At 64.5% G+C, this 24,305-nt stretch carries 27 protein-coding genes and 2 tRNA genes; 11 read left to right on the plus strand and 18 right to left on the minus strand.

Going from position 1 to position 24,305, the window contains the following annotated elements; translation table 11 throughout:
- Nucleotides 1–20 precede the first annotated feature (20 nt).
- Nucleotides 21–359, minus strand: coding sequence for a DUF2794 domain-containing protein (locus SSO01S_RS11670; protein ID WP_066798890.1), 339 nt, complete (start codon nt 357–359; stop codon nt 21–23).
- Between the two features lie 3 nt (nt 360–362).
- Nucleotides 363–1,043 (minus strand): serine O-acetyltransferase EpsC, encoded by a 681-nt coding sequence (gene epsC / locus SSO01S_RS11675; RefSeq protein ID WP_066798892.1) that lies wholly within the window; start codon nt 1,041–1,043, stop codon nt 363–365.
- Nucleotides 1,044–1,197: 154 nt separating this feature from the next.
- Here epsC and SSO01S_RS11680 point away from each other — a divergent pair, with 154 nt between their 5' ends.
- Nucleotides 1,198–1,956 (plus strand): sulfite exporter TauE/SafE family protein, encoded by a 759-nt coding sequence (locus tag SSO01S_RS11680; protein WP_066798894.1) that lies wholly within the window; start codon nt 1,198–1,200, stop codon nt 1,954–1,956.
- Here the strand turns inward: SSO01S_RS11680 and SSO01S_RS11685 are convergent.
- The 3 genes from SSO01S_RS11685 to SSO01S_RS11695 form a co-directional block, all read right to left on the minus strand.
- Nucleotides 1,953–2,837 (minus strand): DMT family transporter, encoded by an 885-nt coding sequence (locus tag SSO01S_RS11685; protein ID WP_066798896.1) that lies wholly within the window; start codon nt 2,835–2,837, stop codon nt 1,953–1,955. The two genes, SSO01S_RS11680 and SSO01S_RS11685, sit on opposite strands and share 4 nt — an antisense overlap.
- Nucleotides 2,838–2,878: 41 nt before the next feature.
- Entirely contained in the window at nt 2,879–3,406 is a 528-nt protein-coding gene (locus SSO01S_RS11690) for a carboxymuconolactone decarboxylase family protein (RefSeq protein WP_066798897.1), read from the minus strand.
- A 109-nt stretch (nt 3,407–3,515) separates the two neighbouring features.
- Complete coding sequence (locus tag SSO01S_RS11695; protein WP_066798898.1) at nt 3,516–4,061, minus strand: peroxiredoxin; 546 nt, start codon at nt 4,059–4,061, stop codon at nt 3,516–3,518.
- A 130-nt stretch (nt 4,062–4,191) separates the two neighbouring features.
- Here SSO01S_RS11695 and SSO01S_RS11700 point away from each other — a divergent pair, with 130 nt between their 5' ends.
- Nucleotides 4,192–5,088: a hydrogen peroxide-inducible genes activator gene (locus tag SSO01S_RS11700; RefSeq protein ID WP_066798900.1), complete on the plus strand. Its 897-nt coding sequence runs from the start codon at nt 4,192–4,194 to the stop codon at nt 5,086–5,088.
- Here SSO01S_RS11700 and SSO01S_RS11705 read toward each other — a convergent pair.
- Genes SSO01S_RS11705 through pgsA form a run of 3 tightly spaced genes read right to left on the minus strand, consistent with a single transcriptional unit; the run spans nt 5,085 to nt 6,324 of the window.
- The gene (locus SSO01S_RS11705; RefSeq protein WP_066798901.1) at nt 5,085–5,522 is read right to left on the minus strand and encodes a molybdenum cofactor biosynthesis protein MoaE; all 438 of its coding nucleotides are present in this window, start codon (nt 5,520–5,522) and stop codon (nt 5,085–5,087) included. The genes SSO01S_RS11700 and SSO01S_RS11705 overlap by 4 nt on opposite strands.
- Complete coding sequence (gene moaD, locus SSO01S_RS11710; RefSeq protein WP_066798903.1) at nt 5,519–5,770, minus strand: molybdopterin converting factor subunit 1; 252 nt, start codon at nt 5,768–5,770, stop codon at nt 5,519–5,521. The genes SSO01S_RS11705 and moaD overlap by 4 nt, the downstream gene beginning before the upstream one ends.
- Entirely contained in the window at nt 5,770–6,324 is a 555-nt protein-coding gene (gene pgsA / locus SSO01S_RS11715) for a CDP-diacylglycerol--glycerol-3-phosphate 3-phosphatidyltransferase (protein WP_066798904.1), read from the minus strand. Before pgsA ends, moaD begins: the two co-directional genes overlap by 1 nt.
- A 125-nt stretch (nt 6,325–6,449) precedes the next feature.
- Here pgsA and SSO01S_RS11720 point away from each other — a divergent pair, with 125 nt between their 5' ends.
- Nucleotides 6,450–7,742 (plus strand): MFS transporter, encoded by a 1,293-nt coding sequence (locus SSO01S_RS11720; protein ID WP_066798906.1) that lies wholly within the window; start codon nt 6,450–6,452, stop codon nt 7,740–7,742.
- Here SSO01S_RS11720 and SSO01S_RS17755 read toward each other — a convergent pair.
- Complete coding sequence (locus SSO01S_RS17755; RefSeq protein WP_169798352.1) at nt 7,739–7,906, minus strand: hypothetical protein; 168 nt, start codon at nt 7,904–7,906, stop codon at nt 7,739–7,741. The genes SSO01S_RS11720 and SSO01S_RS17755 overlap by 4 nt on opposite strands.
- Before the next feature lie 145 nt (nt 7,907–8,051).
- Between SSO01S_RS17755 and SSO01S_RS11725 the strand changes: the two genes are divergently transcribed.
- A complete protein-coding gene (locus SSO01S_RS11725; protein ID WP_066798908.1) occupies nt 8,052–9,629 on the plus strand; it encodes a family 43 glycosylhydrolase in 1,578 nt (525 codons plus the stop codon).
- Here the strand turns inward: SSO01S_RS11725 and SSO01S_RS11730 are convergent.
- Nucleotides 9,626–10,633 carry a LacI family DNA-binding transcriptional regulator gene (locus tag SSO01S_RS11730; protein WP_066798910.1) on the minus strand — a complete coding sequence of 336 codons (1,008 nt, stop codon included), beginning with the start codon at nt 10,631–10,633 and terminating at the stop codon, nt 9,626–9,628. The two genes, SSO01S_RS11725 and SSO01S_RS11730, sit on opposite strands and share 4 nt — an antisense overlap.
- A gap of 73 nt (nt 10,634–10,706) precedes the next feature.
- On the opposite strand from SSO01S_RS11730, the gene SSO01S_RS11735 reads away from it, so the two are divergent.
- The gene (locus SSO01S_RS11735) at nt 10,707–11,483 is read left to right on the plus strand and encodes a kinase (protein WP_245646743.1); all 777 of its coding nucleotides are present in this window, start codon (nt 10,707–10,709) and stop codon (nt 11,481–11,483) included.
- Nucleotides 11,484–11,532: 49 nt separating this feature from the next.
- On the opposite strand, the gene SSO01S_RS11740 is transcribed toward SSO01S_RS11735, so the two are convergent.
- Nucleotides 11,533–11,608: transfer RNA gene (locus tag SSO01S_RS11740), tRNA-Ala, on the minus strand.
- Between the two features lie 74 nt (nt 11,609–11,682).
- Nucleotides 11,683–12,000 carry a TIGR02300 family protein gene (locus SSO01S_RS11745; protein WP_066798912.1) on the minus strand — a complete coding sequence of 106 codons (318 nt, stop codon included), beginning with the start codon at nt 11,998–12,000 and terminating at the stop codon, nt 11,683–11,685.
- Nucleotides 12,001–12,101: 101 nt separating this feature from the next.
- On the opposite strand from SSO01S_RS11745, the gene aroA reads away from it, so the two are divergent.
- From aroA to SSO01S_RS11775, 6 genes are all read left to right on the plus strand, one after another.
- On the plus strand, nt 12,102–13,427 hold the full coding sequence (aroA, locus tag SSO01S_RS11750; protein WP_066798914.1) for a 3-phosphoshikimate 1-carboxyvinyltransferase: 1,326 nt from the start codon (nt 12,102–12,104) through the stop codon (nt 13,425–13,427).
- Nucleotides 13,428–13,442: 15 nt separating this feature from the next.
- The gene (gene cmk / locus SSO01S_RS11755; RefSeq protein WP_066798916.1) at nt 13,443–14,084 is read left to right on the plus strand and encodes a (d)CMP kinase; all 642 of its coding nucleotides are present in this window, start codon (nt 13,443–13,445) and stop codon (nt 14,082–14,084) included.
- 811 nt (nt 14,085–14,895) lie between these two features.
- On the plus strand, nt 14,896–16,608 hold the full coding sequence (gene rpsA, locus SSO01S_RS11760; protein ID WP_066798918.1) for a 30S ribosomal protein S1: 1,713 nt from the start codon (nt 14,896–14,898) through the stop codon (nt 16,606–16,608).
- 160 nt (nt 16,609–16,768) lie between these two features.
- Nucleotides 16,769–17,047: an integration host factor subunit beta gene (locus tag SSO01S_RS11765; protein WP_066798920.1), complete on the plus strand. Its 279-nt coding sequence runs from the start codon at nt 16,769–16,771 to the stop codon at nt 17,045–17,047.
- A gap of 80 nt (nt 17,048–17,127) precedes the next feature.
- Nucleotides 17,128–18,078, plus strand: a complete 951-nt coding sequence (gene pip, locus SSO01S_RS11770; protein ID WP_066798921.1) for a prolyl aminopeptidase — start codon at nt 17,128–17,130, stop codon at nt 18,076–18,078.
- A gap of 38 nt (nt 18,079–18,116) precedes the next feature.
- Nucleotides 18,117–18,203 (plus strand) — tRNA-Leu (locus SSO01S_RS11775).
- Nucleotides 18,204–18,261: 58 nt separating this feature from the next.
- Here the strand turns inward: SSO01S_RS11775 and SSO01S_RS11780 are convergent.
- The 6 genes from SSO01S_RS11780 to SSO01S_RS11805 form a co-directional block, all read right to left on the minus strand.
- Nucleotides 18,262–18,870 carry a hemerythrin domain-containing protein gene (locus SSO01S_RS11780; RefSeq protein WP_066798923.1) on the minus strand — a complete coding sequence of 203 codons (609 nt, stop codon included), beginning with the start codon at nt 18,868–18,870 and terminating at the stop codon, nt 18,262–18,264.
- Nucleotides 18,871–18,925: 55 nt separating this feature from the next.
- Complete coding sequence (locus SSO01S_RS11785) at nt 18,926–19,717, minus strand: pyrroline-5-carboxylate reductase family protein (protein WP_066798925.1); 792 nt, start codon at nt 19,715–19,717, stop codon at nt 18,926–18,928.
- A complete protein-coding gene (locus SSO01S_RS11790) occupies nt 19,714–20,217 on the minus strand; it encodes a type III secretion system chaperone family protein (protein WP_439646565.1) in 504 nt (167 codons plus the stop codon). The genes SSO01S_RS11785 and SSO01S_RS11790 overlap by 4 nt, the downstream gene beginning before the upstream one ends.
- A 105-nt stretch (nt 20,218–20,322) precedes the next feature.
- The gene (locus SSO01S_RS11795) at nt 20,323–20,607 is read right to left on the minus strand and encodes an accessory factor UbiK family protein (RefSeq protein ID WP_066798928.1); all 285 of its coding nucleotides are present in this window, start codon (nt 20,605–20,607) and stop codon (nt 20,323–20,325) included.
- Between the two features lie 19 nt (nt 20,608–20,626).
- Nucleotides 20,627–21,184, minus strand: a complete 558-nt coding sequence (locus SSO01S_RS11800) for a TspO/MBR family protein (protein ID WP_066798935.1) — start codon at nt 21,182–21,184, stop codon at nt 20,627–20,629.
- 10 nt (nt 21,185–21,194) lie between these two features.
- On the minus strand, nt 21,195–24,305 hold the full coding sequence (locus SSO01S_RS11805) for an efflux RND transporter permease subunit (RefSeq protein WP_066798937.1): 3,111 nt from the start codon (nt 24,303–24,305) through the stop codon (nt 21,195–21,197).

The raw sequence follows: 24,305 nt of genomic DNA on the forward strand, positions 1-24,305 counted from the left end.
GGTGACTCCCGGGCCCTTTTCTATTCGCCGACCAGCTTGAGCAACCGGCGCTCTACCGGGGCCAGCACCGGCCCCAATTCGTGCCCGCGTTTCAGGATCATGCCGCTTTCGTTGACCAGCGCCCACATGCCCTGGCGATTGCGCAGGGCCGGGCGCTTTTCGATCCGGTATTCGGGACGTTCGGCAGCGCGGCGAAATGCCGCGAAGACCGCCGCGTCGTTATCGAACTGGATGGCATAGTCCTTCCAGTGCCCCGCCGCGACCATGCGGCCATAAAGATCCAGGATTCGCGTAAGCTCAAGGCGCTCGAAACCTACCTGCGCGGGACGGCCGACCGGCAGCGGGGTAACCGTTCCCATCAGTTACGCACGATCGCGATGATCCTCACGTTCGGCCAGCAATGCATCGAGCCGCTTGCGCATCGTCTCCAGCTCGCAGCGCATGAGCTCAAGCTTCTGCGTTGCGGGATCGAACATCTCGCTGCACGGCGTGCCATAGGGCACGAATTGCCGCTGCCCGGCTTCGGATTCGATCAGCGTGGCCTTGGCCGGGATGCCGACCATCGTAGCGCCGGGAACCACGTCCTTGGTCACCACCGCATTGGCGCCGATCCGCGCCCGCTCGCCCACGGTAATCGGGCCCAGCACCTGTGCGCCCGATCCGATGATCACCCCGTTCGATAGCGTCGGGTGGCGCTTGCCCGCCACGCCATTGTCCGGGCTGGTGCCGCCCAGCGTGACGCACTGGTAGATGGTGACGTCGTCTCCGATCTGCGCAGTCTCGCCGATCACCACGAAGCCATGATCGATGAAGAAATTGCGGCCGATCGTGGCACCCGGATGAATGTCGATCGCCGTCAACCAGCGCGACCAGTGATTGACCAGCCGGGCCAGGAAGAACCAGTTCGCTTTGTAGAGCCTGTGCGCCACGCGATGATAGCCGAGAGCCCACACGCCCGGATAGAGCAGGATTTCGGCGCGGCTGCGCGGCGCCGGATCGCGGGCGCGGATCGAATCGAGATACGCATTCAGACGACGGAACATGGCCGGTTCCCCTTTGATGCGTTCATTTAGGCGCTTGTCGGGCGGATTTCCAGAACACCTCACCCTGAGCTTGTCTCGTCTAAACACGATGTATCTTGTCGGATTTCGCCCCGGGCGGCATGTCACTCGTCCAACAGCAGGGATTAGAGCGCGGATGATTTTCGGTATCGAGCTATCGGATATCCTTCCCTTCATTCTTGTTGGCTTTGCGGCACAGATGGTCGATGGCGCGCTCGGCATGGCCTTCGGCGTCATCTCTAACACCTTGCTCCTTAGCTTGGGTGTGCCGCCGGCAGTCGCGTCCGCGGGCGTCCACACCGTGGAGAGCTTCACCACGGCGGTCTCCGGCATCAGCCACGCGCTGCACAAGAATGTGAACTGGAAGCTGTTCCTGCGGATCGCGATACCCGGCATGATCGGCGGCGCATTGGGCGCCTATGTGCTATCCAATATCGATGGCGAGGCGGCCAAGCCGTTCGTGCTGGCCTATCTGATCTCGATCGGCCTGTACCTGCTGTGGCGCAGCCGGCACTATCCGCCGAAGGAGAAGGCACCGAAGATCGTCGAGCCGCTCGGGCTGACGGGTGGTTTCCTGGATGCTGCGGGCGGCGGCGGCTGGGGTCCGGTTGTGACGAGCAATCTGCTCGTGCAGGGATCGAGCCCGCGCACGACGATCGGCACGGTCAACACGGCCGAATTCTTCGTGACGGTGACGATTTCGGCTGCGTTCATCACCCATCTCGGCTGGGAAGCGTTTACTGCGGCAACGGTCGGCTTGCTGATCGGCGGCGTGGTCGCGGCACCGTTCGGCGCGCTGCTCGCCAAGCGGATCGAGGCCAAGACGCTGATGCTGCTGGTCGGCGTGGTGCTGACAATAACCAGCATCTACGGGCTGTACCGCGCTCTCGCCTAAAGGTCGCGCTTCACGGGTGGGCGGCGCGCATGGAGCGCTACCGCAACGCCCGAAAGCGCGACGATCGCCATGCCGAGCGCGGTGATGCGATCTGGCAGATGCCCGAACACCATCCAGCCGAGCAGCCCCGCCCATAGCAATTGCAGATAGTTGGTGGGCGCGAGCAGCGATGCGGGCGCATGGCGATAGGCTGCGGTGAGCAGGAAATGGCCCAGGCCGCCATAGACGCCCAGGCTGGCGAACAGCAGCATCTCGAACGGCGGGGGAGTCTCCCCCGTCCAATACCATGGCAGCGCCAGCCCGAAGATGATCGAGCCCGCAAGCGCGGTATAGAATAACAGGGCAATGGTGCTCTCGCTCGCGGCCAGCACGCGCGACAGCATCTGGTATCCCATTGCGGCCGCGACCCCGGCGAGCGCGCAGATCACGCCGATCGGCTCCAGCCCGCTGCCGGGCCGGACGATCAGCAGCACGCCCGTGAAACCGAACAATGCAGCGGCCCACCCCACCCAGCCGATCTTCTCGCCCAGCAACGGACCTGCCGCGACGACGACGAGCATCGGTGCGAGGAAGTTGATCGCGGTGGTTTCGGCGACCGGCATCCGCTGAAGCGCGAAGCCGACCAGCACGGACGACGCCGCGAGGCACAATGCACGCACCACGGCCATGCCGGTCCGCTCGGTACGCAGCAGCTTTTCGCCATGACGCGGCGTGAGCAGCACGAGCATCAGCAGCAGATTGCCGATATACCGCGCCGCGACGATCAGGGGCACGTCATGGCGTGCCGCCAGATATTTGGTGGTGGTGTCCATGCACGCGAAAAGCGCGAGGCTCGCCACGAACAGCAATATGCCGCGGAGCGGATTGGTTGTCGTCGTCATCGTTGAGTTCCAATCCGCCCCGGGGCGGGCTGGCGACGCGCTCAGTTCGCGCTGATCGCCGAATGCACCGTAGCGGCCGCCTTGATCACCGCGCCGAAGCGCACCGAATCCTGGATCACCTGGGCAGGCACATTGTGCTGCTTGAGCACCTTTTCATGCGAATCGATGCACATGCCGCAGCCGTTCATCGCGCTGACCGCGAGGCTGAACAGCTCGAAATCGGCCTTGTCGATGCCGGGCGCGCCGATCACGTTCATGCGCAGCCGCGCCGGGAGCGACAGATACTCCTTGTTCGAGGCAAGATGCGCGAAGCGATAATAGACGTTGTTCATCGCCATCACCGCGGCGGAAGCGCGCGCCGCATTGGCGGCCTCCTCGCTGAGCTTGCCCGCCACTTCGGCTTCGGCGGCGTCGACGATCGGCTTGTAGCCGGTGCCGTGGGCGCAAGCGAGGATCAGGCCATATTTGCGCTGATCGCCCAGCGTCTGATCGTTGACCAGGCTGCCGACGTTCAGGCGAATGTCCTTGGCGAAATCGGGAAGCGCTTCGGCGAAGGTCTTGAGCGACATTTTGAGTCTCCTGTCAGACAAACGGCATCACGCTGGGGGCAGCGTGATGCCGTTTGAAACTGGCGCGGGGCAAAGAGGGGGAGGAGTCCCCGCGCCGGGGGCTGGTTGATTACGCGGCCGGGCGAAGGACGTCGTCGCCCTTGTTCCAGTTGCACGGGCACAGCTCATCGCTCTGCAGAGCGTCGAGCACGCGCAGCGTTTCCTGCGGGTTGCGGCCCACGTTCAGGCCGTTGACCTGCACCGCCTGGATCACGTTGTCCGGATCGATCGTGAAGGTGGCGCGGAAAGCGACATGCTCGTTGGCGTCGACGATGCCGAGCGCGTTGGCGAGAACCGCGCCGTTGTCGGCGAGCCAGGGGAAGTCGGCTGCTTCCAGATCCGGATCCGACTTGCGCCATGCGAAGTGGACGTGCGCGGTGTCGGTCGAAGCGCCGATCAGCACGGCGTCACGGTCGGCGAAGTCGCCCTTCAGCCCGGCATAGCCGACGATTTCCGTCGGGCAGACGAAGGTGAAGTCCTTCGGCCAGTAAAACAGGACCTTCCACTTGCCCGGAAACGCGGTGGTGAGATCGAGCGTCTCACCGGCGGGAAGCGCTGCTACGCCCTGCTGGACGGGAACGGTGATCGAGGGAAACTTGTCGCCAACGGTCAGCATAATGCTTCTATCTCCGGAATGAGTTGCGTCGCAGCAATGATCTGCTGCAGCGCGATATAGGCATGCCGCTTAAACGTTCCAATCGTTTATTCTCTAGTCATTGATCGATTTAGGCGATAAGTCTCCGGCTGTGTCCACAACCTATCTGCCCACGCTCAAGCAGCTCCAATATCTGGTGTCGCTGCACGATGCCGGGCATTTCGGGCGGGCAGCGGAAACCTGCTTCGTCACGCAATCCACGCTTTCCGCAGGCATTCGCGAACTGGAAACGCTGATCGGCGTGGTGCTGGTGGAGCGAACGCGGCGGGTGGTGCGCTTCACGCCGCTCGGCGAGCGAATCGTGGCGAAGGCGCGGCGGGTTCTGCGCGAGGCCGACGAGCTGGGCGATCTGGCGCGCGCCGCGGGCCGCCCGCTTTCCGGCGAGATGCGGATGAGCGTGATCCCCACGATCGCGCCGTTCCTCTTGCCGCGAATCCTGCCGCGCCTGCGAAAGGATTATCCCGACCTGAAGCTTTTCCTGCGCGAGGAGACCAGCAGCCAGGCCTGTGAAGGGCTGCATCATGGCCGCACCGATTGCGTGCTGCTCGCGCTTCCCTATGCCTGCGGCGAGGTCGAGACCGCGCCCCTGTTCGATGATCGGCTGTTCGTCGCCTTCCGCGACGGCGAGATGGACCCCTCGCCAACGATCGCGCCCGCGATGATCGATGCGTCGCGGCTGCTGATGCTCGAAGACGGGCATTGCCTGAAGGACCACGCCCTGTCGGCATGCAATCGCCCGGAGCTGCGCGCCGAAGCGACGATGATGGGCACGTCGCTGCACACGATGGTGCAGATGGTGGACAACGGCCTGGGCGTGACGATGCTTCCCCAGATGGCGGTGGATGCCGGCATCCTGAAGCATACCGACGTCAGCGCCCGCCCGCTCGAGGCCGAGAATGCCGTGCGGCACATTGCCCTGGTTTGGCGAAAGGCAAGCCCGCGCGAGCGCGATTTCCGTTTGCTGGCAGAGGTGCTGGGCCGCGCCTAATCCCAGCGCCCGGCGGCGGCAGAGTCGCTTTCGCGCGCTTCCACCCATGCCGCAGCGTCCCCGCGCTGCTCGCGTTTCCAGAAAGGCGCATCGGTCTTCAGCCGGTCGATAAGATAGGCGCAGGCGTCCAGCGCCTCGCGCCGATGGCCTGCCGCCGTGCCGACAAAGACGATGCGCTCGCCGGGCGTCATCCTGCCGACACGGTGGACGATGGTGACTCCCAGCAACCCCCAGCGCTCGGTCGCCGCCTCGGCAAGGTCGCACAGCACGGCCTCGGTCATTCCGGGATAATGCTCAAGCTCCAGCGCCGTAACGCCGCCCTCGCCCCGGACCACGCCGGTAAAGGTCGCGACCGCCCCTGCCCCGCGCTCTTCCAGCGCCGCCACTTCCTGCGACAGCGCGATCGGCGCGGTATCCACCGATACGCGGATCATCCGCCGGTTACCGGGGGGAAGATCGCCACTTCCTTCGCATTGCCCAGAAGCGCATCGAGCGGCACGAACTTCTGGTCGATCGCGGCCCGCAGCTTGCCCGGCTCGCGCAGCGCCTCGGCATGGCCGGAGCTGCGTCCGGCCAGCCAGCAGATCAGATCGGCAACGTTGCGTACCGCCTCGGGCGGATCGACATGCTCATGCCCGATCCCGATGCGCTCGCGGACCCAGGCGAAATAGAGCAGGTCCATCAGCTATCCATATGCTTCAGGCCGACCCGCAGATAATCCCAGCCGGTGATGACGGTGAGCGCAGCCGCGCCCCACAGGAACACCAGCCCGGTATCGAGCACCCAGGTCCATTCCGGCGCGGCGCGCGAAAAGACCAGGAACCCAAGCGCGCCGAGTTGCAGCGTCGTCTTCCACTTGGCCAGTTGCGTGACGGGCACCGACACCTGGATGCCGCCCAGAAACTCGCGCAGCCCGGATACCGCGATCTCGCGCGCCAGGATGACGAGCGCGGCGATCAGATGCCAATCGACGATCACCTGCTTGCCCACCAGAACCAGGATCACCGTGGCGATCATGATCTTGTCGGCAATGGGATCGAGGAACATGCCCAGCTTCGAAACCGTGCCCTGCGCTCGCGCGAGATAGCCGTCGAAATAGTCGGTCACGCCCATCAGCACATAGATCACAAACGCGATCAGATAGCCCTGCGGCCAATTGGGCCACCAGAGGAACAGCGCGAGCAATGGCAATGCCAGGATGCGCGACAGCGTGAGGATGTTCGGCAACGTCCACATGGGCGACCCTTAGCATTGCCCCGCACGGCGCGGGAGGGGAATTTCCGTTGCCCGTTAACGATCGCGTCGGCTAAACGGCCCACGAAGCTGGGCGGATTTCCGTCACTTTAAGGGATGGAAAACGCATGATCGGTTCGATCGGGCTCTTGAAGGCACGTCGATTCCTACCACTTTTCGTCACGCAGTTTCTGGGTGCGTTCAACGACAATCTGTTCAAGAACGCGATGATCTTCTTCGCGACCTACCAGATCTTCAACTCGGTCGAATCAGAGACGCAGTTCAGCGCGATCGCGCAGGGGCTGTTCATCCTCCCCTTCTTCCTCTTCTCCGCGATGGCGGGGCAATTGGCCGACAGCTATGACAAGGCCCGCATCATGCGGACCATCAAGATGGCCGAGGTTATCATCATGCTCGTCGGCGCGGCCGGCATCCTGATGAGCAGCCTGCCGCTGATGCTGGCCGCGCTGGTCGGCATGGGCATCCATTCCTCCTTCTTCGGGCCGATCAAATACGCGATCATCCCGCAGCACGTGGCCGAGGACGAAGTGCTGAGCGGCACCGGGCTGGTCGAGGCGGGCACCTATATCGCGATCCTGTGCGGCACGATCGCCGGCGGGCTGCTCAGCCCCAAGGCGGCGGCGGCGGGCGTGGTCGCGGTCGCATGCATCGGCTATATCGCGTCGCGAAACATTCCGCCCGCGCCGCCTTCGACGAAGCTGAAGATCGACTGGAACATCTTCCGTTCCTCGTACCGGCTTATCGCGGCCACCACGCATATCCGCCGCGTATGGCTGGCGATCATCGCGATCAGCACCTTCTGGACGATCGCGGCCGTCCTCGGAGTGCTTTTCCCTCCGCTGGTGAAGAACACGTTCCACGCGCAAAAGGATGTGGCCAGCATCTTCCTGGGCATCTTCTCGGTCGGGATCGCGATCGGATCGATCGTGATCAATCGCCTGCTCAAGGGCGAGGTCTCGGCGCGCTATTCGATGCTGTCGGTGCTGGCGATGGCCGCGTTTGTCGTGGAATTCTATCTCGCCGCCGAATTCTGGCCGGTGAGCGATGGCCCGCTGCTCAAGATCCATGAATTCCTGCAGATGCCCGCCGGCTGGCACCTGCTGTTCTCACTGATCATGATCGCGATCACCGGCGGCATGTTCGTCGTGCCGCTTTATGCCTTCCTCACCACCACCGTCGACAAGTCGCAGACCTCGCGCACCGTGGCGGCGAACAACATCGTCAATTCGGCCTTCATGGTCGGCGGCTCGGTGGGCGTGCTGGGGCTCACCATGGTGCCCGGCATCAGCGTCGAGAATTCGATCCTCGTGATCGTCATTCTCTGCCTGCTCTCCGCGCTCTGCGCGCGAAGACTCCACCAGGCCGAGTCCGCGCCCCATGGGGCCGAACTGCTCCCCTAGAAGATAAAGGTCGTGAAGCAGACGAAGAAGGCGGCGAAGCTCATCGCAAAGAGCTTCCAATCGCCATCGTCGCGCGCCTTGCGGTTAGCGATCGATACCCGGCGCGCATGATTGCGAATGGGGTGGCGGCGGGCGGAGCCCTCGATGACTAGCTGGCGTTGCATAAGCAGGAGTTAACAATCTGTTTACGAAATCCGCCAGCGCGATCCTTGGTTAACGCGTGTTCGTGTTCGGGACGGGTTTTGGCTGATATTAAAGGTTAATTCCGGCCCGGCTTGCATGGCGCGGACGCTCAGGTAAACCGGTGTCATGAAGATCACCCGTCGCGGCGCCCTGGGCTCGGCAATGGCCGCGGGCCTTCCCCTCCCCGCCTTTGCACGCGCACCCCAAGCCATGCGCGATTGGCAACGCGGGCGGGACAATCAGCGCACGCCCGATCTGGGCGACGGCCGTTTCCTCAATCCGCTGATGGCAGGCGATCATCCCGATCCGTCGATCCTCAAGGACGGGAAGGACTATTACATGACCTTCTCGACCTTCGATTCCTATCCGGGCCTGATCCTCTGGCACTCGCGCGATCTGGTGAACTGGCAGCCCATCGGCCCGGCGCTGACGAAGAATATCGGATCGGTCTGGGCGCCCGAGCTCTGCAAGCACAAGGGCCGCTTCTACCTCTACATTCCGGTGAAGGCCGCGCCCAACACCATTTATGTGATCTGGGCGGACAGGATGGAAGGGCCATGGAGCGAGCCGATCGACCTGCACCTGCCCAATCATATCGATCCCGGCCACGCCGTGGACGAGCATGGCAAGCGCTGGCTGTTCCTTTCGGGCGGCGACCGCGTGCCGCTGAGCGACGATGGCCTCACGCGCTCCGGCGAGCCCGAGCATGTCTATGATCCGTGGCGCTATCCAGACGACTGGGACGTCGAGGGCTTCTCGCCCGAGGGGCCGAAGCTGCTGCGGCACAATGGCTGGTACTACATGATCACCGCGGTGGGCGGCACGGCGGGTCCGCCGACCGGGCACATGGTGATCGCCGCGCGCGCCCGCTCACTGGCAGGCCCCTGGGAAAACCATCCCGGCAACCCGATCGTGCGCACCACGTCGCTGGCCGAGAAATGGTGGTCGCGCGGGCATGCCACCTTGGTCGAGGGGCCGGACGGAAGCTGGTGGTCGGTCTATCACGGCTATGAGAATGGCTATTGGACGCTTGGTCGTCAGGCCCTGCTCGATCCTGTGGAGTGGACCACCGATGGCTGGTTCCGGATGACCGGCGGCGATCTGTCTCAGCCCATCGCCAAGCCCAAAGGCGGCGAGGCTGTGCCGCACGGCCTTGCCCTGTCCGACGATTTCAGCACGCTCGAACTCGGCACGCGCTGGAATTTCTTCAAGCCCGCGCCCGATGAGCGGGATCGCGTGCGCGTGAAGGACAATGTCTTGCTGCTCGATGCCAAGGGCATAGCCCCCAGTTCCGGCGCGCCTTTGCTGCTGATCGCTGGCGACCAGGCCTATCAGTTCGAGTGCGATATCGAGATCGAGCAAGGCGGCGTCGCCGGACTGCTGCTCTTCTATGACGAGAAGCTCTATTGCGGGCTCGGCTTCGACGAGAGCCGCTTCGTCACGCACCAATATGGCATCGAGCGCGCCCGCCCCGCCAATCCGCATGGCCGCCGGATGCGGATGCGCGTGACCAACAACCGCCACATCGTCTCCTACCACAGCAGCGGCGACAATGGTGCGACATGGCAGCGCTTTGATCGCGGCATGGAAGTCTCGGGCTACCACCACAATGTCCGCGGCGGCTTCCTGATGCTCAGGCCCGGCCTCTATTCGGCGGGCAAGGGCACCGCCCGCTTTCGCGACTTCCGCTTCCGCGCGCTTTAGGCTTTCGGCGCGGGTCCGGTGGACTTGCGCACGATCAGTTCGTGATCCAGCGATACCTGCGTCTCGCCGGTGCCGCCAAGCAACAGGTTCACCGCGGCATCGGCAAGTTCGCGCACCGGCTGGCGGATCGTGGTGAGCGGCGGCCACACCGCGCGCGCCAGATCCGAATCGTCGAAGCCGGCGATCGAAAGCTCGCCCGGCAGTTCGATATCCAGTTCGTGCGCCACCGCGAGCGCACCTGCGGCCATGTCGTCGTTGCCGGCGAAGATCGCCGTCGGGCGCGGGTTGAGCGCCAGCAGGGTGCGCGTCGCCTCTCCTCCCGACCGGAAGCTATAGTCCCCAGCGGCAACCAGCCCGGGATCGAAGGCGATGCCGTGCGCCTCCAGCGCCTCGCGATAGCCTGCAAGCCGGTCCTTCGAGGAAATGTGCGTCTCCGGCCCGCGGATAAAGGCGATGGCGCGGTGCCCCTGCCCGATCAGATGCTCGGTCAGCGCGCGCGCGGCGGCCACGTCGTCCATGGTCGATGCCATGCCCTTGTCCTTGCGCACCCCCGGGCCGATGCGGACATAGGGCAGCCCGCGCGCGTCGAGCGCGTCGAGCAGGGCCGTCGCTTCGGTCACCGGCGGCGACAGGATCAACCCATCCAGATGCGCCTCGTCGATCAGCGCCATCACGTTCGACACCAGATCTTCGGACAGCACGTCGACCGGCTGGAGCAGCAACCGGTATCCCAGCGCCGAGCAGCGTTCCTGCGCGCCGGTCTGGACATGATAGACGTAATAGGGACTGGGATTGTCGTAGAGCAAAGCCACCTGGAACGAGCGCCGCCCGGCAAGCGTGCGCGCTGCGTGGCTCGGCCGGAAATTGAGCCGCGCCACCACTTCCTCGACGCGGCGCCGGGTTTCCTCGCTGACGTGCTTCTCATTGTTGAGCACACGGCTGACGGTCTTGAACGAGACCCCGGCGATCTTCGAGACTTCCTTGATCGTCGGCCGGCTGGACATGATGCGTTCCCTCTTCCCCCGCCCCGCTTATTTGACAGCGCCGCAGCCTTGCAAGCACTGATGTGTCACAATCATGGCTGATCCCACCGTTCGCATCGCCGAATCGATCGCCGCGCGGCCTCCGCATCCCGGCCGCAAGCGGCCGTTCGTCCTCGGAATAGCAGGTGCGCAGGGAAGCGGGAAATCGACCGTGGCGCGCGCGCTGGCGGAACGCTTCGGATGCCCGATCCTCTCGCTCGACGATCTCTATCTCGATGGCACGTCGCGAAGCGCGCTTGCCGCCCGGGTACATCCATTGCTCAGCACCCGCGGCGTGCCCGGCACGCACGACCCGGCGGCGGGACTGGCGGCGATCGAATCGCTGGGCCGGCCGGGCGTCACGCACCTGCCCCGCTTCGACAAGGCGCGCGACGAACCCGGCGCGCCGGAGGCATGTCAGGGGCCGGCGGACATACTGATCCTCGAAGGCTGGTGCCTTGGCGTGCAGCCGCAGCCGGAGAGCGAACTGGCCGCCCCGGTCAATCCGCTGGAGGCAGAGCAGGATCGCGACGGCGTGTGGCGGCGCTGGGTGAATGCGCAGATCGCCCCGTATCAGCCGCTGTTCGCGCGGATCGACATGCTGGTGTTCCTGGCCGCGCCGGGATTCGATGTCGTGCTGCGCTGGCGCACCGAACAGGAGCATGCGCTACGGCGCGCGCTGAGCCCCGATGCGGGGATGAGCGATGTTCAGGTGGCGGAATTCGTCCAGCATTATCAGCGCCTGACCGAACATATGCTGCGCCACGCGCGCGATTGGGCAGACCTGGTGATCCCGCTCGACGAAGCGCGCCGCGCGATCAGCGCAGCGTAAAGCCGATCGCGTTTCCGCGAGCCAGGCTTCGATGCTTCATGAAGGAAAATGGTGGAGCCGAGGGGGATCGAACCCCTGACCTCTGCAATGCCATTGCAGCGCTCTCCCAGCTGAGCTACGGCCCCACACCTTGGGAGGCGAGGCCATTAGAAGGCCCCGCCCATATTGGCAAGAGCCTGATGCCCTCGCCAAAATCTTTTTAGTTTTCGTCCTCGTCGCCGCCGGTTTCGACGCCCAGATCGTCGTCGCCGCCCAGATCGACGTCATCGTCGGCCGAGGGCTCTTCGTCGTCGACGACATCCAGATCATCGTCACCGAGATCCGAATCCTCCTTGATCGGCTTGGCTTCCGCCTTGGCCTGCTCGAACGGCAGCGGCTGCTTCGATTTCAGGATCGGCTCGGGATCCCACGAATAGGCACAGGCGATGCAGACCACGGGCTCGTCCTTGGTCAGATCGTAGAACCGCGTTGCGCACTTCGGGCACGTACGCTTGGTGCCCCATTCCGGCTTCACCATGTGTTGCCTCTTTGCCTTTCAAAATATCTTGATTTCGGGAGTGGCCCGTAAAGTGGGGCGCGCCTTGCCATGGCGCAAGGCGGCTGTCAAAGCCCGCCCACATGTCTGCCTCTCCTCCCCGCCCCTATAGCATTTCCGCGCGCGGCCCTTTGCGCGGCATCGTGCGCGTGCCCGGCGACAAGTCGATCAGCCACCGCGCCTTGATGTTCTCGGCGCTTGCCGTGGGCGAAAGCCGGATCGAAGGGCTGCTGGAGGGCGAGGATGTTCTGGCCACCGCCGCCGCGATGCGCGCGATGGGCGCCACGGTGGAGCGCGACGCGGACGGCACCTGGCGCGTCCACGGAGTCGGCGTCGGCGGGTTGCTCCAGCCGGCCCAGGCGCTGGAGATGGGCAATTCGGGCACGTCCACCCGGCTGCTGATGGGCCTGGTCGCCAGCCATGGCATCACGGCGACCTTCACGGGAGACGCATCGCTGTCCTCGCGTCCGATGGGCCGGGTGATCGAGCCGCTCAGCCAGATGGGCGCGGATATCACGGCGAGCCCGGGCGGCAGGCTGCCCCTGATGGTGCGCGGCATGAACCCGGCGGTGCCGATCGCCTACACGCTCCCGGTCGCCTCGGCGCAGGTCAAATCGGCGGTCCTGCTCGCCGGGCTCAACACACCGGGCATCACCCGCGTGATCGAGCCGGTGCCCACGCGCGACCATAGCGAGCGGATGCTGCGCGGCTTCGGCGCGGAGCTGACCGTCGAGGATTCGCCCGAGGGGAAGGTCATCTCGATCACCGGAGAGGCCGAACTCCAGCCCCAGCACATCGTCGTGCCGGGCGATCCCTCCTCGGCGGGCTTCTGGATGGTCGCGGCGTCGATCGTGCCGGGGTCGGAGGTTACCATCGAAAATGTCTGCATGAATCCCACGCGCACCGGGCTGGTCACCGCGCTGCGCATGATGGGCGCGGACATCGCCCAGCTGAACCCGCGCGAAGTGGGCGGCGAGCCTGTGGCGGATCTGCGCGTGCGCCACGCGCCGCTCCGCGCGATCGAGGTGCCGCCCGATCTCGCGCCCAGCATGATCGACGAATATCCGATCCTGTTCGTCGCCGCTGCGCTAGCCGAGGGCCGCACCGTGGCGCGCGGCGCGCACGAGCTGCGCGTCAAGGAATCGGATCGGATCGCGACGATGAAGGCGGCGCTCGAAGCCGCTGGCGTAGCGCTCGAGGAATTTGAAGACGGCCTCGCAATCACGGGCTCCGCGGGCAGGCCGCTGGCCGGCAACGCTCAGGTCGCCTCGAAACTCGACCATCGTATCGCGATGTCGATGGTGGTGGCTGGACTTGCATCTGCGGCGGCGATCAGCATTGATGATGTAGCGCCGGTTTCGACCAGCTATCCCGATTTCTTCCAGACCCTTGATGCACTTGCCGAGTAATCCGACGTGTCAGCCATGATCATCGCCGTCGACGGGCCCGCAGCTTCGGGCAAGGGCACGATCGCCCGCGCCCTGGCGCGCCATTACAAGCTGCCGCATCTCGATACCGGCCTGCTCTACCGCGCCGTCGCGGCGACCGTGCTGCGCGAGGATCTGACGCCCGAGAAGGAAGCCGATGCCGTCTCGGCGTGCAGCTTCGAGGATTATCTGCTCGAAGATCCATGGCTGCGCACCGATGAGGTCGGCAAGATCGCCTCGGTCGTATCCGCGCACCCGCTCGTCCGCGCGGCCCTGCTCCATCGCCAGAAGAAGTTCGCGCACCAGCCCGGTGGCGCCGTGCTCGATGGCCGCGACATCGGCACCGTGATCGCGCCCGACGCGAACGTGAAGCTGTTCGTCAAGGCAACCCCGATGATCCGCGCCCAGCGCCGCCATCTGGAGCTGCGCAAGAACGGCATCCTGACCAGCCTCGACAAGGTCCTCAGCGACATCCGCGCCCGCGACGAACGCGATTCGAAGCGCAGCGAAGCCCCGATGACCCAGGCCGCCGACGCCGTGCTCCTCGACACCAGCTTCCTCTCGATCGACGCCGCCGTACAGCGCGCGATCGCGATCGTGGAAGCGGCAAAGGCGAAGACGACTTCGGCCCCGGCCTGAACACGCATCGAGCAGCCCCGCCCTTTCCCTCGCCACCCCGAACTTCCTGATTTTCTCTTGTCACCCCGGGCTTGCCCCGGGGTCCCGCTATCTCTGACGCGCATGGCTTGCGCATGACGCACAAGCCGCGCTAGCCGCGCCGCGCAGTGCTGACGATATTCGAGGAAGAAGCTGGACCCCGGGTCAAGCCCGGGGCGACCGAGAGGATTGGGAGCAGACATTCCCCACGTCCACACCCGTCATCCCGGACTTGTTCCGGGATCCACCTGGCGGCCAGAGGACCAGCCCTCTCCCCTGTCACCCCGGGCTTGCCCCGGGGTCCCGCTAGCTCTGCCCGGCATAGCCCCGGCACAACGCCCAAGCCCCACTACATCGCCCTTGCAATGTAGGATTTCGCCTGCTTGGCTGAGCCGGTCGGCGCTGCCGGCCGCTCTTTGAAATCGTCCGCCTGAAATCACCGTCGCCGGCGCGAGCATTGGGAACATTCGCGCCGCAAAGGCCGATCTTGGTGTCACTTTAGTGTCACCTTTCGCACCGCGCCGCCGCGCATGGACGCAAGCTTCCGCCGCTCCGGCTCCAACTTGCCTCTTCTCCCCCTTTCCGCTAAGGGCGCGCGGTCCGGCGGGCTGTGCTCGCGGGAGGTGTGGCGCGTCCATGTGCCCATTTCGCTTCTTCGATGCGTCTTGATCCTCTCGCGGCTCTTGTCCGCATGGATGCCGCGACCGGCATTCGGCCGCCGCGGCAGTTCGGCCAAAAGACCACCGGATTCAACCGGTTGGCCGGAATATGACGAAACAGGAACTCTAACCACATGGCCACTACGGCAAACCCGAGCCGCGACGATTTCGCGGCCCTCCTCGAACAGACCCTTGGCGGCGCAGAGAGCTTTGAAGGCCGCGTTGTCATCGGCACCGTCACCGGCATCGAAAACGACCTTGCAGTCATCGACGTTGGCCTGAAGTCCGAAGGCCGCGTGCCGCTGCGCGAATTCGCAGCGCCGGGTCAGAAGGCTGACCTGAAGGTCGGCGACGAAGTGCAGGTCTATGTCGACCGCGTCGAGAATGCGAACGGCGAAGCGATGCTCAGCCGCGACCGCGCCCGCCGCGAAGCCGCCTGGGACAATCTCGAAACCGAATTCGCGAAGACCGCACGCGTCGAGGGCGTCATCTTCGGCCGCGTCAAGGGCGGCTTCACGGTCGACCTGTCGGGTGCCGTTGCCTTCCTCCCCGGCTCGCAGGTTGATATCCGCCCCGTGCGCGACGTCACCCCGCTGATGGATATCCCGCAGCCCTTCCAGATCCTGAAGATGGACCGCAAGCGCGGCAACATCGTCGTTTCGCGCCGCGCCGTTCTCGAAGAGACCCGCGCCGAGCAGCGTTCGGGCCTGATCCAGTCGCTGGCCGAGGGCCAGGTGATCGACGGCGTCGTAAAGAACATCACCGATTATGGTGCGTTCGTTGATCTGGGCGGCATCGACGGCCTGCTTCACGTCACCGACCTGAGCTACAAGCGCGTCAACCACCCGTCGGAGGTCCTGAACATCGGCGACACCGTCAAGGTTCAGATCATCCGCATCAACCGCGACACGCAGCGCATCTCGCTCGGCATGAAGCAGCTTGAGAGCGATCCGTGGGATGGCGCTTCGGAGAAGTATCCGGTCGGCGCGAAGCTTTCGGGCCGCGTCACCAACATCACCGAATATGGTGCGTTCGTCGAGCTGGAAGCCGGCATCGAGGGCCTGGTCCACGTCTCCGAAATGAGCTGGACCAAGAAGAACGTCCATCCGGGCAAGATCGTCTCGACCTCGCAGGAAGTCGACGTCATCGTGCTCGAGGTCGATCCCGAGAAGCGCCGCATCTCGCTTGGCCTCAAGCAGGCCCAGAACAATCCGTGGGAGGCCTTCGCGGCTGCCCATCCGGTTGGCTCGGAAGTCGAAGGCGAAGTCAAGAACGCCACCGAATTCGGCCTGTTCATCGGCCTGGACGGCGACGTCGACGGCATGGTCCACATGTCGGACATCGCATGGGGCATTTCGGGTGAGGACGCGCTCAACCTGCACCGCAAGGGCGAGACCGTTAAGGCCGTTGTCCTCGCGATCGAGCCGGACAAGGAGCGCATCAGCCTCGGCATGAAGCAGCTCGAGCGTGGCGGCCCGGTTTCGGCGGCTTCGCCGGTTTCGGGTGACAAGCTGAACAAGAACGCGATCGTCACCGTCACCGTTCTCGAAGTCCGCGACGCGGGCCTCGAAGTGCAGGCTGGCGACGATGGCGCGACCGGCTTCATCAAGCGCACCGATCTCGGCCGCGACCGCGACGAGCAGCGTCCGGAGCGTTTCCAGGTCGGCCAGAAGTTCGACGCGATGGTCACCGGTTTCGACCGTTCGAAGAAGCCGACCTTCTCGATCAAGGCGATGCAGATCGCCGAAGAGAAGCAGGCCGTTCAGCAATATGGTTCGTCCGACTCGGGCGCATCGCTCGGGGACATCCTGGGCGAGGCTCTCAAGGCTCGCGAAGAAAAGAAGTAAGCCTGATCGGGGGAGCGGCATCGCCGCTCCCCCTTTTCCTGCAAAAACTTGCTCGGGCAGAGCATCTTCGCCTTGATGCAAGTCATTGAATGCCGCTAGGGTTCTGGCGGGATCGCCGCGCGGAAACCCGAAGTTCGCGCGCGCAAAAGGGAGGGTGCGGATGATCCGCTCGGAACTCGTTCAGTTGCTGGTTCAGGACAATCCCGGGCTATCGGTCCGCGAGGTTGAAAAGATCACCTCGATTTTCTTCGACGAGATCGTTGAACGGCTCGCCGCAGGCGGCCGTGTCGAGCTTCGCGGCTTCGGCGCCTTCTCCACCCGCGCACGCGATGGCCGCACCGGCCGCAACCCGCGCACGGGCGAAACCGTAGAGGTCAATGCCAAGCGGGTGCCCTATTTCAAGCCCGGCAAGGAAATGCGCGCGCGCCTCAACGTGTGAACCGCTTCCGACACGCGATCTAGGACGAGGCCGGGCTTCCCCGGCCTTTTCTTTTGCCGGGGATTCCGCAAGGACGTGGCATGCTTCGAACCCTCTACCCCGCAATCGAACCCTATCAGACCGGCATGCTCGATGTCGGCGATGGCCACCAAATCTATTATGAGCGCGTCGGCACGCCCGGCGCCAAGCCCGCGGTCTTCCTGCACGGCGGCCCGGGCGGTGGCATCTCGCCCACGCATCGCCGCCTGTTCGACCCTGCCCTCTACGACGTGATCCTGTTCGACCAGCGCGGCTGCGGCAAATCGACCCCGCATGCCGAGCTGGAGGCCAACACCACCTGGCACAGCGTCGCCGATATCGAGCGGCTCCGCGAGATCGCGGGCGTCGATCAATGGCTGGTGTTCGGCGGCTCCTGGGGCTCGACGCTGGCGCTAGCCTATGCCGAGACGCATCCCGAGCATGTCAGCGAACTCGTCCTGCGCGGCATCTATCTCTGCTCCAAACCCGAGCTGGACTGGTTCTACCAGTTCGGCGTCTCGGAGATGTTCCCGGAGAAATATGAGCGTTTCGTGGCGCCGATCCCCGAGGCCGAGCGGGGCGATATGCTCGCCGCCTATCACCGCCGCCTGACCAGCGGCACGCGCGAGGAGCAGATCGCCGCCGCGCGCACATGGAGCCTGTTCGAAGGCGAGATCATCACGCTGCTTCCCGATCCAGCCATGTCCGCCCAACATGACGAAGGCGAGTTCGCCTTGGCCTTCGCCCGGATCGAGGCGCATTACTTCGTTCATGGCTGCTGGCTCGAAACCGATCAGCTACTCCGCGACGCGCACAAGCTGCGCGCCATCCCCGGCACGATCGTCCATGGCCGCTACGACATGCCCTGCCCCGCGCGCTATGCCTGGGCCTTGCACAAGGAGTGGCCCGAAGCGGACTTCCACCTGATCGAAGGTGCCGGCCATGCCTTTTCCGAGCCCGGTATCCTCGACCAGCTGATCCGCGCCACCGATCGCTACGCGGGCAAGTTATGATTTGACGCGGCGGCGCGGCTGCGCTTGTCAGGACGCGAGCGGACGTGGCGGAACCGGTAGACGCCGGAGACTTAAAATCTTCTGCCCCTCGGGGCGTGCGGGTTCGAGTCCCGCCGTCCGCACCAAAGAAAAGCGGCTCCCCGGTCGATTCCGGAGAGCCGCTTTGTTCGGGTAAAATGGCGTTCAGGCGACCTTGAAGCCCTCCTTGTTCATGGCGAGCGTCAGCGCCTTGCTCTTCTCTTCGCTGAGCTGGGCGCGCAGCGTGGGGAAGAGCTCGTCTTCCTCTTCGCGCATATGCGCCTCGATATCGGCGCGGAACTCCTTGAGCTTGGCGATCCATTCAGGCGAGGCGTTGGGCATGTTCTCCAGCTCGTATAGATACTGCTTCACATAGCCGTGCTCCTGATTGAGCGCGTCGGCCGCCTCGCGCTGACCGGCCTCTCGCAGTGCCGGATAGATCACATTCTCTTCCTCGATCGCATGCTTCATCAGCGCATGCTTCAAATGGGATAAAAGCATCGATCGCTTGGTCGTGTTGGTCTCGTCAGTGGCTTCCAGCGCGTCGAACACCTTGCGGGTCGCCGCGTGTTCGAGCGCGAGCGCTTCATCCCAATTCCCGGCCAGCGCCGTCGGTGCCTGCACAGCGGCCTTGCGGCCCAGCATCGCGAGTAACCCGAGCGCTGCGCCGCCGGCGGCCGCTCCCGCGATCACGCCGAGATTGGCTGTGGAATTGGTGCGCTTCGCCCCGATAAAGCGGCCGTCCTTGCCGCGTGTGGCTGTGGTCGTGGTCATTTCCGCCTCCGATATGATTCGGGAGGCATAACCCTTTGGACGGGCTGACGTTCCGCTAATTCCGCGCTTCAGCGGCCATCTCCGCATTGCGCCGGGCCGAGGCAGCAAGTGTCTCGCGAAGGAGGTTGAGGAGCGCCCCGTTGGCGTCGAGCACGTCGAGTCCCTTGCGCGTGGAGCCATTGGGGCTGGCGACGCGGTCGGCCAGCGTGCCTGGCGACAGGTCCGATTGTGCCGCGAGAAGCGCCGAGCCCTCCACCGTCGCGAGCGCGAGGCGCCGCGCCTGATCTGCGGGCACCCCTAGCGCCGCCCCCCCCGCAGCGAGCGCATCGATGAAGCGATAGACGAAACCCGGTCCGCTGCCCGCGAGCGCGGTCACCACGTCGAACAACGCCTCGTCCCCGATCCACTCGACGAGCCCGAGCGGCTTCATCAGCGCTTCGGCGGGAGCGTTATGTGGACCGTGCAGCGCCACAACGCCCTTGCCCAGCGCCACGGGCAGATTGGGCATCGCCCGGACGATCGCGCCTGCCTCAAAGCGCTGGGCCAGCGTTTCGACCTCTATGCCGGCCAGAATCGAGAGCAGCAGCGGAACACCGGCGATACGGCTGCCATGCGTATCGGCGATCAGGCCAAGCTGCTGCGGCTTCATGCCAAGCATCACGGCGCCCGGAAGCGGTTCGTCGGGAAACGACCTGCCCTGCCGAACACCCTGCGGCAACGCGCGGTCTTCCCGATTGACGACGAAAACCTGGGCGGCATCCACCGTACCGGTCTCGATCCACCGCGAGAGCATCGCTCCGGCCATGTTACCACAGCCGACCAGCCAGAGCCGGCCCGGGATGATCATGCTTCGCCTTGGGTTTCGATTAGGGAGGAGGCCATCGCGTCCGCGGGAGTCTTGCCGCCCCAGAGGACAAATTGAAACACCGGATAGAAACGTTCGCACTCGTCGACGGCGCTTTCGACAAGCAGCTCAGCCTGAGCGAGACTCAAAGTTGGCGTGTCGCCGTCGATCATTGCAGCGTGGCGGAACAGCAGAATCCCGCTGGCCGACCATAATTCGAAATGGCCGATCCAAAGTTGCTCGTTGACCAGCCCGATCGTCTCATACAGCGCCGCGCGGCGCTCGTCAGGCACGCGAATGTCCGGGAAAGCGAGGAATTGCAGCACGCCATCATCGTCACGCCAGATCGCGCGCAACTCATATTCGGTCCAGCTGCCCTTTACCTTGGCGACGACTTCCTCGTCCTCGCGCTGATAGGTCCAGCCATGGGCGGCGAAATAGCTTTCGAGCATGTCGATCGGCGCGGCGTCGTCGCGTTCAAATTCGGCTTCGTCCAACATCAACACCCTTCCCCCAGACGAACTGCCTGGGCGGGATTCTGCCAAGCGCCAGGGAACGGCACAAGGAACCCCGTGCGCAACCCTGTCGAAAAGCTGTGGAAAAGGAGTTTAGTTCCCCGCAGCCTTGCGAGGCGCGGCCTTGGGCTTTGCCGCCATCTGGGCCTCCAGCGCGGCGATGCGGCTCTTCAGCTCCTCATTCTCGTCCCGCGCTGCGGCGGCCATCGCCTTGACCGCTTCAAATTCGTCACGCGCCACGAAATCGAGACCGCCGAGCCACTCCTTCGCACGCTCGCGCGCGCCATCCGCGCCTTCGCGGGCCATGCCGGCCATGGTGCCGGCCGCGCCGTTCACAAACTTGACGAAATCGTCGAACAGGCGGTTGTCGCTCTGCATGTCGGTATTCCTAAAAAACTCAGTGGATCTGGATTTGGTCAGCCGAGCGCGAAGGTACAAGACTTGCGGCGTTCGGATTGAGCTCGTTGATCTGAAAAAGCAGAAATCCGGCAAAGCCGATCCAGGCCAGATACGGGATGAGCAACAGCGCCGCGCCCATCCGGATCCGGGCGAACAGAATGGCCGTCGCCAACGCGAGCACGAACATCACGCAGACGATGATCAGGGCCGGAACCACCAGATGCATTCCGAAGAATACCGGCGCCCAGGTGAGGTTCACCGCCATCTGCACCGCAAAGAGGACCAGCGCCGGCCCCCGCAGCGTGGAGCCGCGCGCATTGATTATCATCGCCAGCGCAAGCCCCATCAGCACATAGAGTACCGTCCAGGCGATCGGGAAAGCATAGCTGGGCGGCATGATCTCTGGCTTTACCAGCCGCACGAACCAGGCATTTTCCGAGCCCGACGGCGCCAGCCTGGCCGATGCGAAGCCGAGCAGGAGGATGAAGGGCACGGTGACCACCGCCCAGCGCAGGAACGCGAGCCGCAACTGACCCTTCGATGCGATTTCCCTCATATTCTCACCCTCATTCCCCTGAGCGCGGCGCGGCACCTTCCCCCAGCGCCGCATCGAGTTCCCGGCCCACCGCTTCGGGTGAGCCCGTCCTTTTCGCAAGCCTAGAGTAGAGAATCGGAATTAGGAACAGGGTGATGATCGTGGCGATGGACACGCCGAACACGATGACCACGCCGATCGAAGCTCGTGCGGCAGCACCCGCCCCCGTGGCAATGGCGAGCGGCACCGCGCCAGCGGCGGTTGCGATCGAGGTCATCAGGATTGCGCGCAAGCGACGCTGCGCCGCCTGGCGAATCGCCGCGCCAATCTCTTCGCCCTTGTCACGCAACTGGTTCGCGAACTCGACGATCAGGATGCCGTTCTTGGCCGCCAGCCCGACCAGCATGACGATGCCGATCTGGCTGTAGAGATTGAGCGATGAACCCGAGATCATCAGGCCTATCAACCCACCGCCCACCGCAAGCGGGACAGTCATGATGATCACGCCGGGATGGACGAAGCTCTCGAACTGCGCGGCCAGCACCAGATAGACGATCAGGATCGTGATGCCGAAAACCGCGAGAATGGAACCGCCGGTTTCGACAAAGGCCTGGCTCTCGCCACGGTAGCCGATCGCCAGCACCTCGGGCGACGCCGCCGCCTCCCGCTCGAGAAACGCCAGCGCCTCGCCCAGCGAATAGCCCGGCGCGATACCGCCCTGGAGAGCTATCGCGCGCAATTTATTGAAGCGGCCGAGATCACGCGGGCCCGCCGCATGCCGCGTCGTCACAAGATTCGACAGCGGCACCAGACCGCCATCGCGCGCGCGCACATAGATTGAGGCGAGGCTCGCCAGATTCTCGCGGTCGCGCTCTTCGGCCTGCACGATCACGCGATATTCCTCGCCACGATCGACATAGGTGGAAACGCGGCGCGAACCCAGAAGCGACTGGAGCGCCTGGCTGACGGCGGAGACCGAGACGCCGAGATCGCCGGCGCGCTGCGTATCGACATCGATGCGAAGCTGCGGCTTGGTTTCCTTATAATCCGAATCGAGATTGATGATCCCAGGATTCTGCGCCGCCGCAGCCAGGATGCGGTCGCGCGCCTTGACCAGATCCTCGTAACTTGTGCCGGCGATGACAAAGCCGATCGGCTGCCCGCGGCCGCGGCCAAGCGCCGAGCGAACCTGTGCGTTGCCACGCACCGCAGGCATGCCTGCAAGGATCTTGTTGAGCTCCGTCGCCACCTGCTGGGTGGTGATCCTGCGATCCTCCCAGGACCGGAGAAACACGTTGAACTGGCCGCTATTGAAATCGTCGCTGGCTGAGAAACCACCCGGCGTCCTCGTGATGACCGAACGAAGCGCGCCCTTTTCGACCATCGGGAGAATCTTTGCCTGCGCTTCGGTCATGTAGCGATCCATCTGCGCGAAGCTGGTTCCTTCCGGCGCATTCACGGAGACCTGAATGATGCCCTGATCCTCGGCCGGGACCAGTTCGGACCGGAGCGTGGAGAAAGCGAACGCCGAAAGCCCGAAAAAGGCGACAATTCCGAACAGCGGCAGCAAAGGCTTGCGGAGCGCCCAATCGAGCCGGCGGCCATAGAATGCCTCCAGCCTGCCGAACTGCCGATCGATCCAGCCGGTAAAGCGTCCGCGCTTCTCATGCCGGAGCAGTTTGGAGCAGAGCATCGGCGTGAGGCTGAGCGCGAGAAAGCCCGAAAAGGCCATCGCACCGATCATCGCCACCGCCAGTTCGCGGAACAACAGGCCAGTCTGGCCCGAGAGGAAGCAGACAGGGACAAACACCGCAATCACCACGAGCGTGGTCGAGATCACTGCGAAGCCCACCTGGCGGGTACCCCGGAACGCAGCAACGAGCGGCGGCTCGCCCTCCTCGATCCGGTGATAGACATTTTCCAGCACGACGATCGCGTCATCGACCACGAGCCCGATCGCCAGCACCAATGCTAGCAGCGTCAGCAGATTGATCGAGAAGCCGAACAGCCACAGCACGGCGCAACTGCCGAGCAGGCAGATCGGGACCGTGACCGCAGGAATGAGCGTCGCGCGCCAGCTTCCAAGGAACAGGAAGATGACCAGCACCACGAGCACGGCGGCCTCGCCGAGGGTGTGCCAAACGCTTTGGATCGCGCGGGCGATGAACAGCGATTCGTCTGACCCGAGATCGAGCGTCATACCCGGCGGAAGCGTCGGCCTGAGCGATTCCATCATTTTCTTGGCGGCATCGGCGACCGCCAGCGTGTTTGCGCCGGACTGGCGCACGATGCCCAGACCGACTGCGGAGCCACCATTCACCCGGAAGCGCGAATAGGGATTTTCGGCACCCTGTTCGACGCGAGCGATATCGCCGAGCTTCACCTGATATCCATCGGCCCCGCGCCCAACGACCAGCTTCGCGAAACTCTCCGCAGTGTCGAACGGGCGGCTGACGCGGAGCGTGGTGTTTTGCTGGCTCGATTGAAGGCGGCCAGCGGGCAATTCGACATTCTGGGTACGCAGCGCGCTTTCGACATCAGCGGGCGTGAGGCGGAAGGCGGCGAGCCGGGCGGGATTGAGCCATACGCGCATCGACGGGCGTGCGTCGCCGCCGATGAACACGCGCGCGACGCCGTCGATATTGGCGAAACGATCGGTCAGGTTGCGATCGACCCAGTCCGAAAGCGCGACCTGCGTCCAGCCCGGACGGCTGACCGTGATGAACATGATCGGTGCGGCATCGGCATCGACCTTGCGCACCTGTGGCGCGAGGGCATCCTCCGGCAGATCATCGGCGGCTGAGGCGACGCGATCGCGCACGTCGTTCGCGGCGACATCGATATCGCGCCCGGGGCGGAATTCGACGGAGATGTCCGAGGAGCCGTCCCGCGAGCGCGAGGTGATCGTCTGAAGCCCCTCAACCCCAGACAGTCGCTCTTCCAGCACCTGCGTGATGCGTGACTCGATCACGCTGGCGGCAGCGCCGGTATAGCTGGTGGAGACCGAGACGATGGGCGGATCGGTATCGGGATATTCCCGCACCGAAAGCGACAGGAAGCCCACCACGCCAACGATCACCAGCAGGATCGACATCACCGCCGCGAAAACGGGGCGGCGGACGGACAGGTCCGAAAGCTGCAC

The sequence above is a fragment of the Sphingomonas soli NBRC 100801 genome (assembly GCF_001591025.1).
GTDB classification, from domain to species: Bacteria; Pseudomonadota; Alphaproteobacteria; order Sphingomonadales; family Sphingomonadaceae; genus Sphingomonas; species Sphingomonas soli.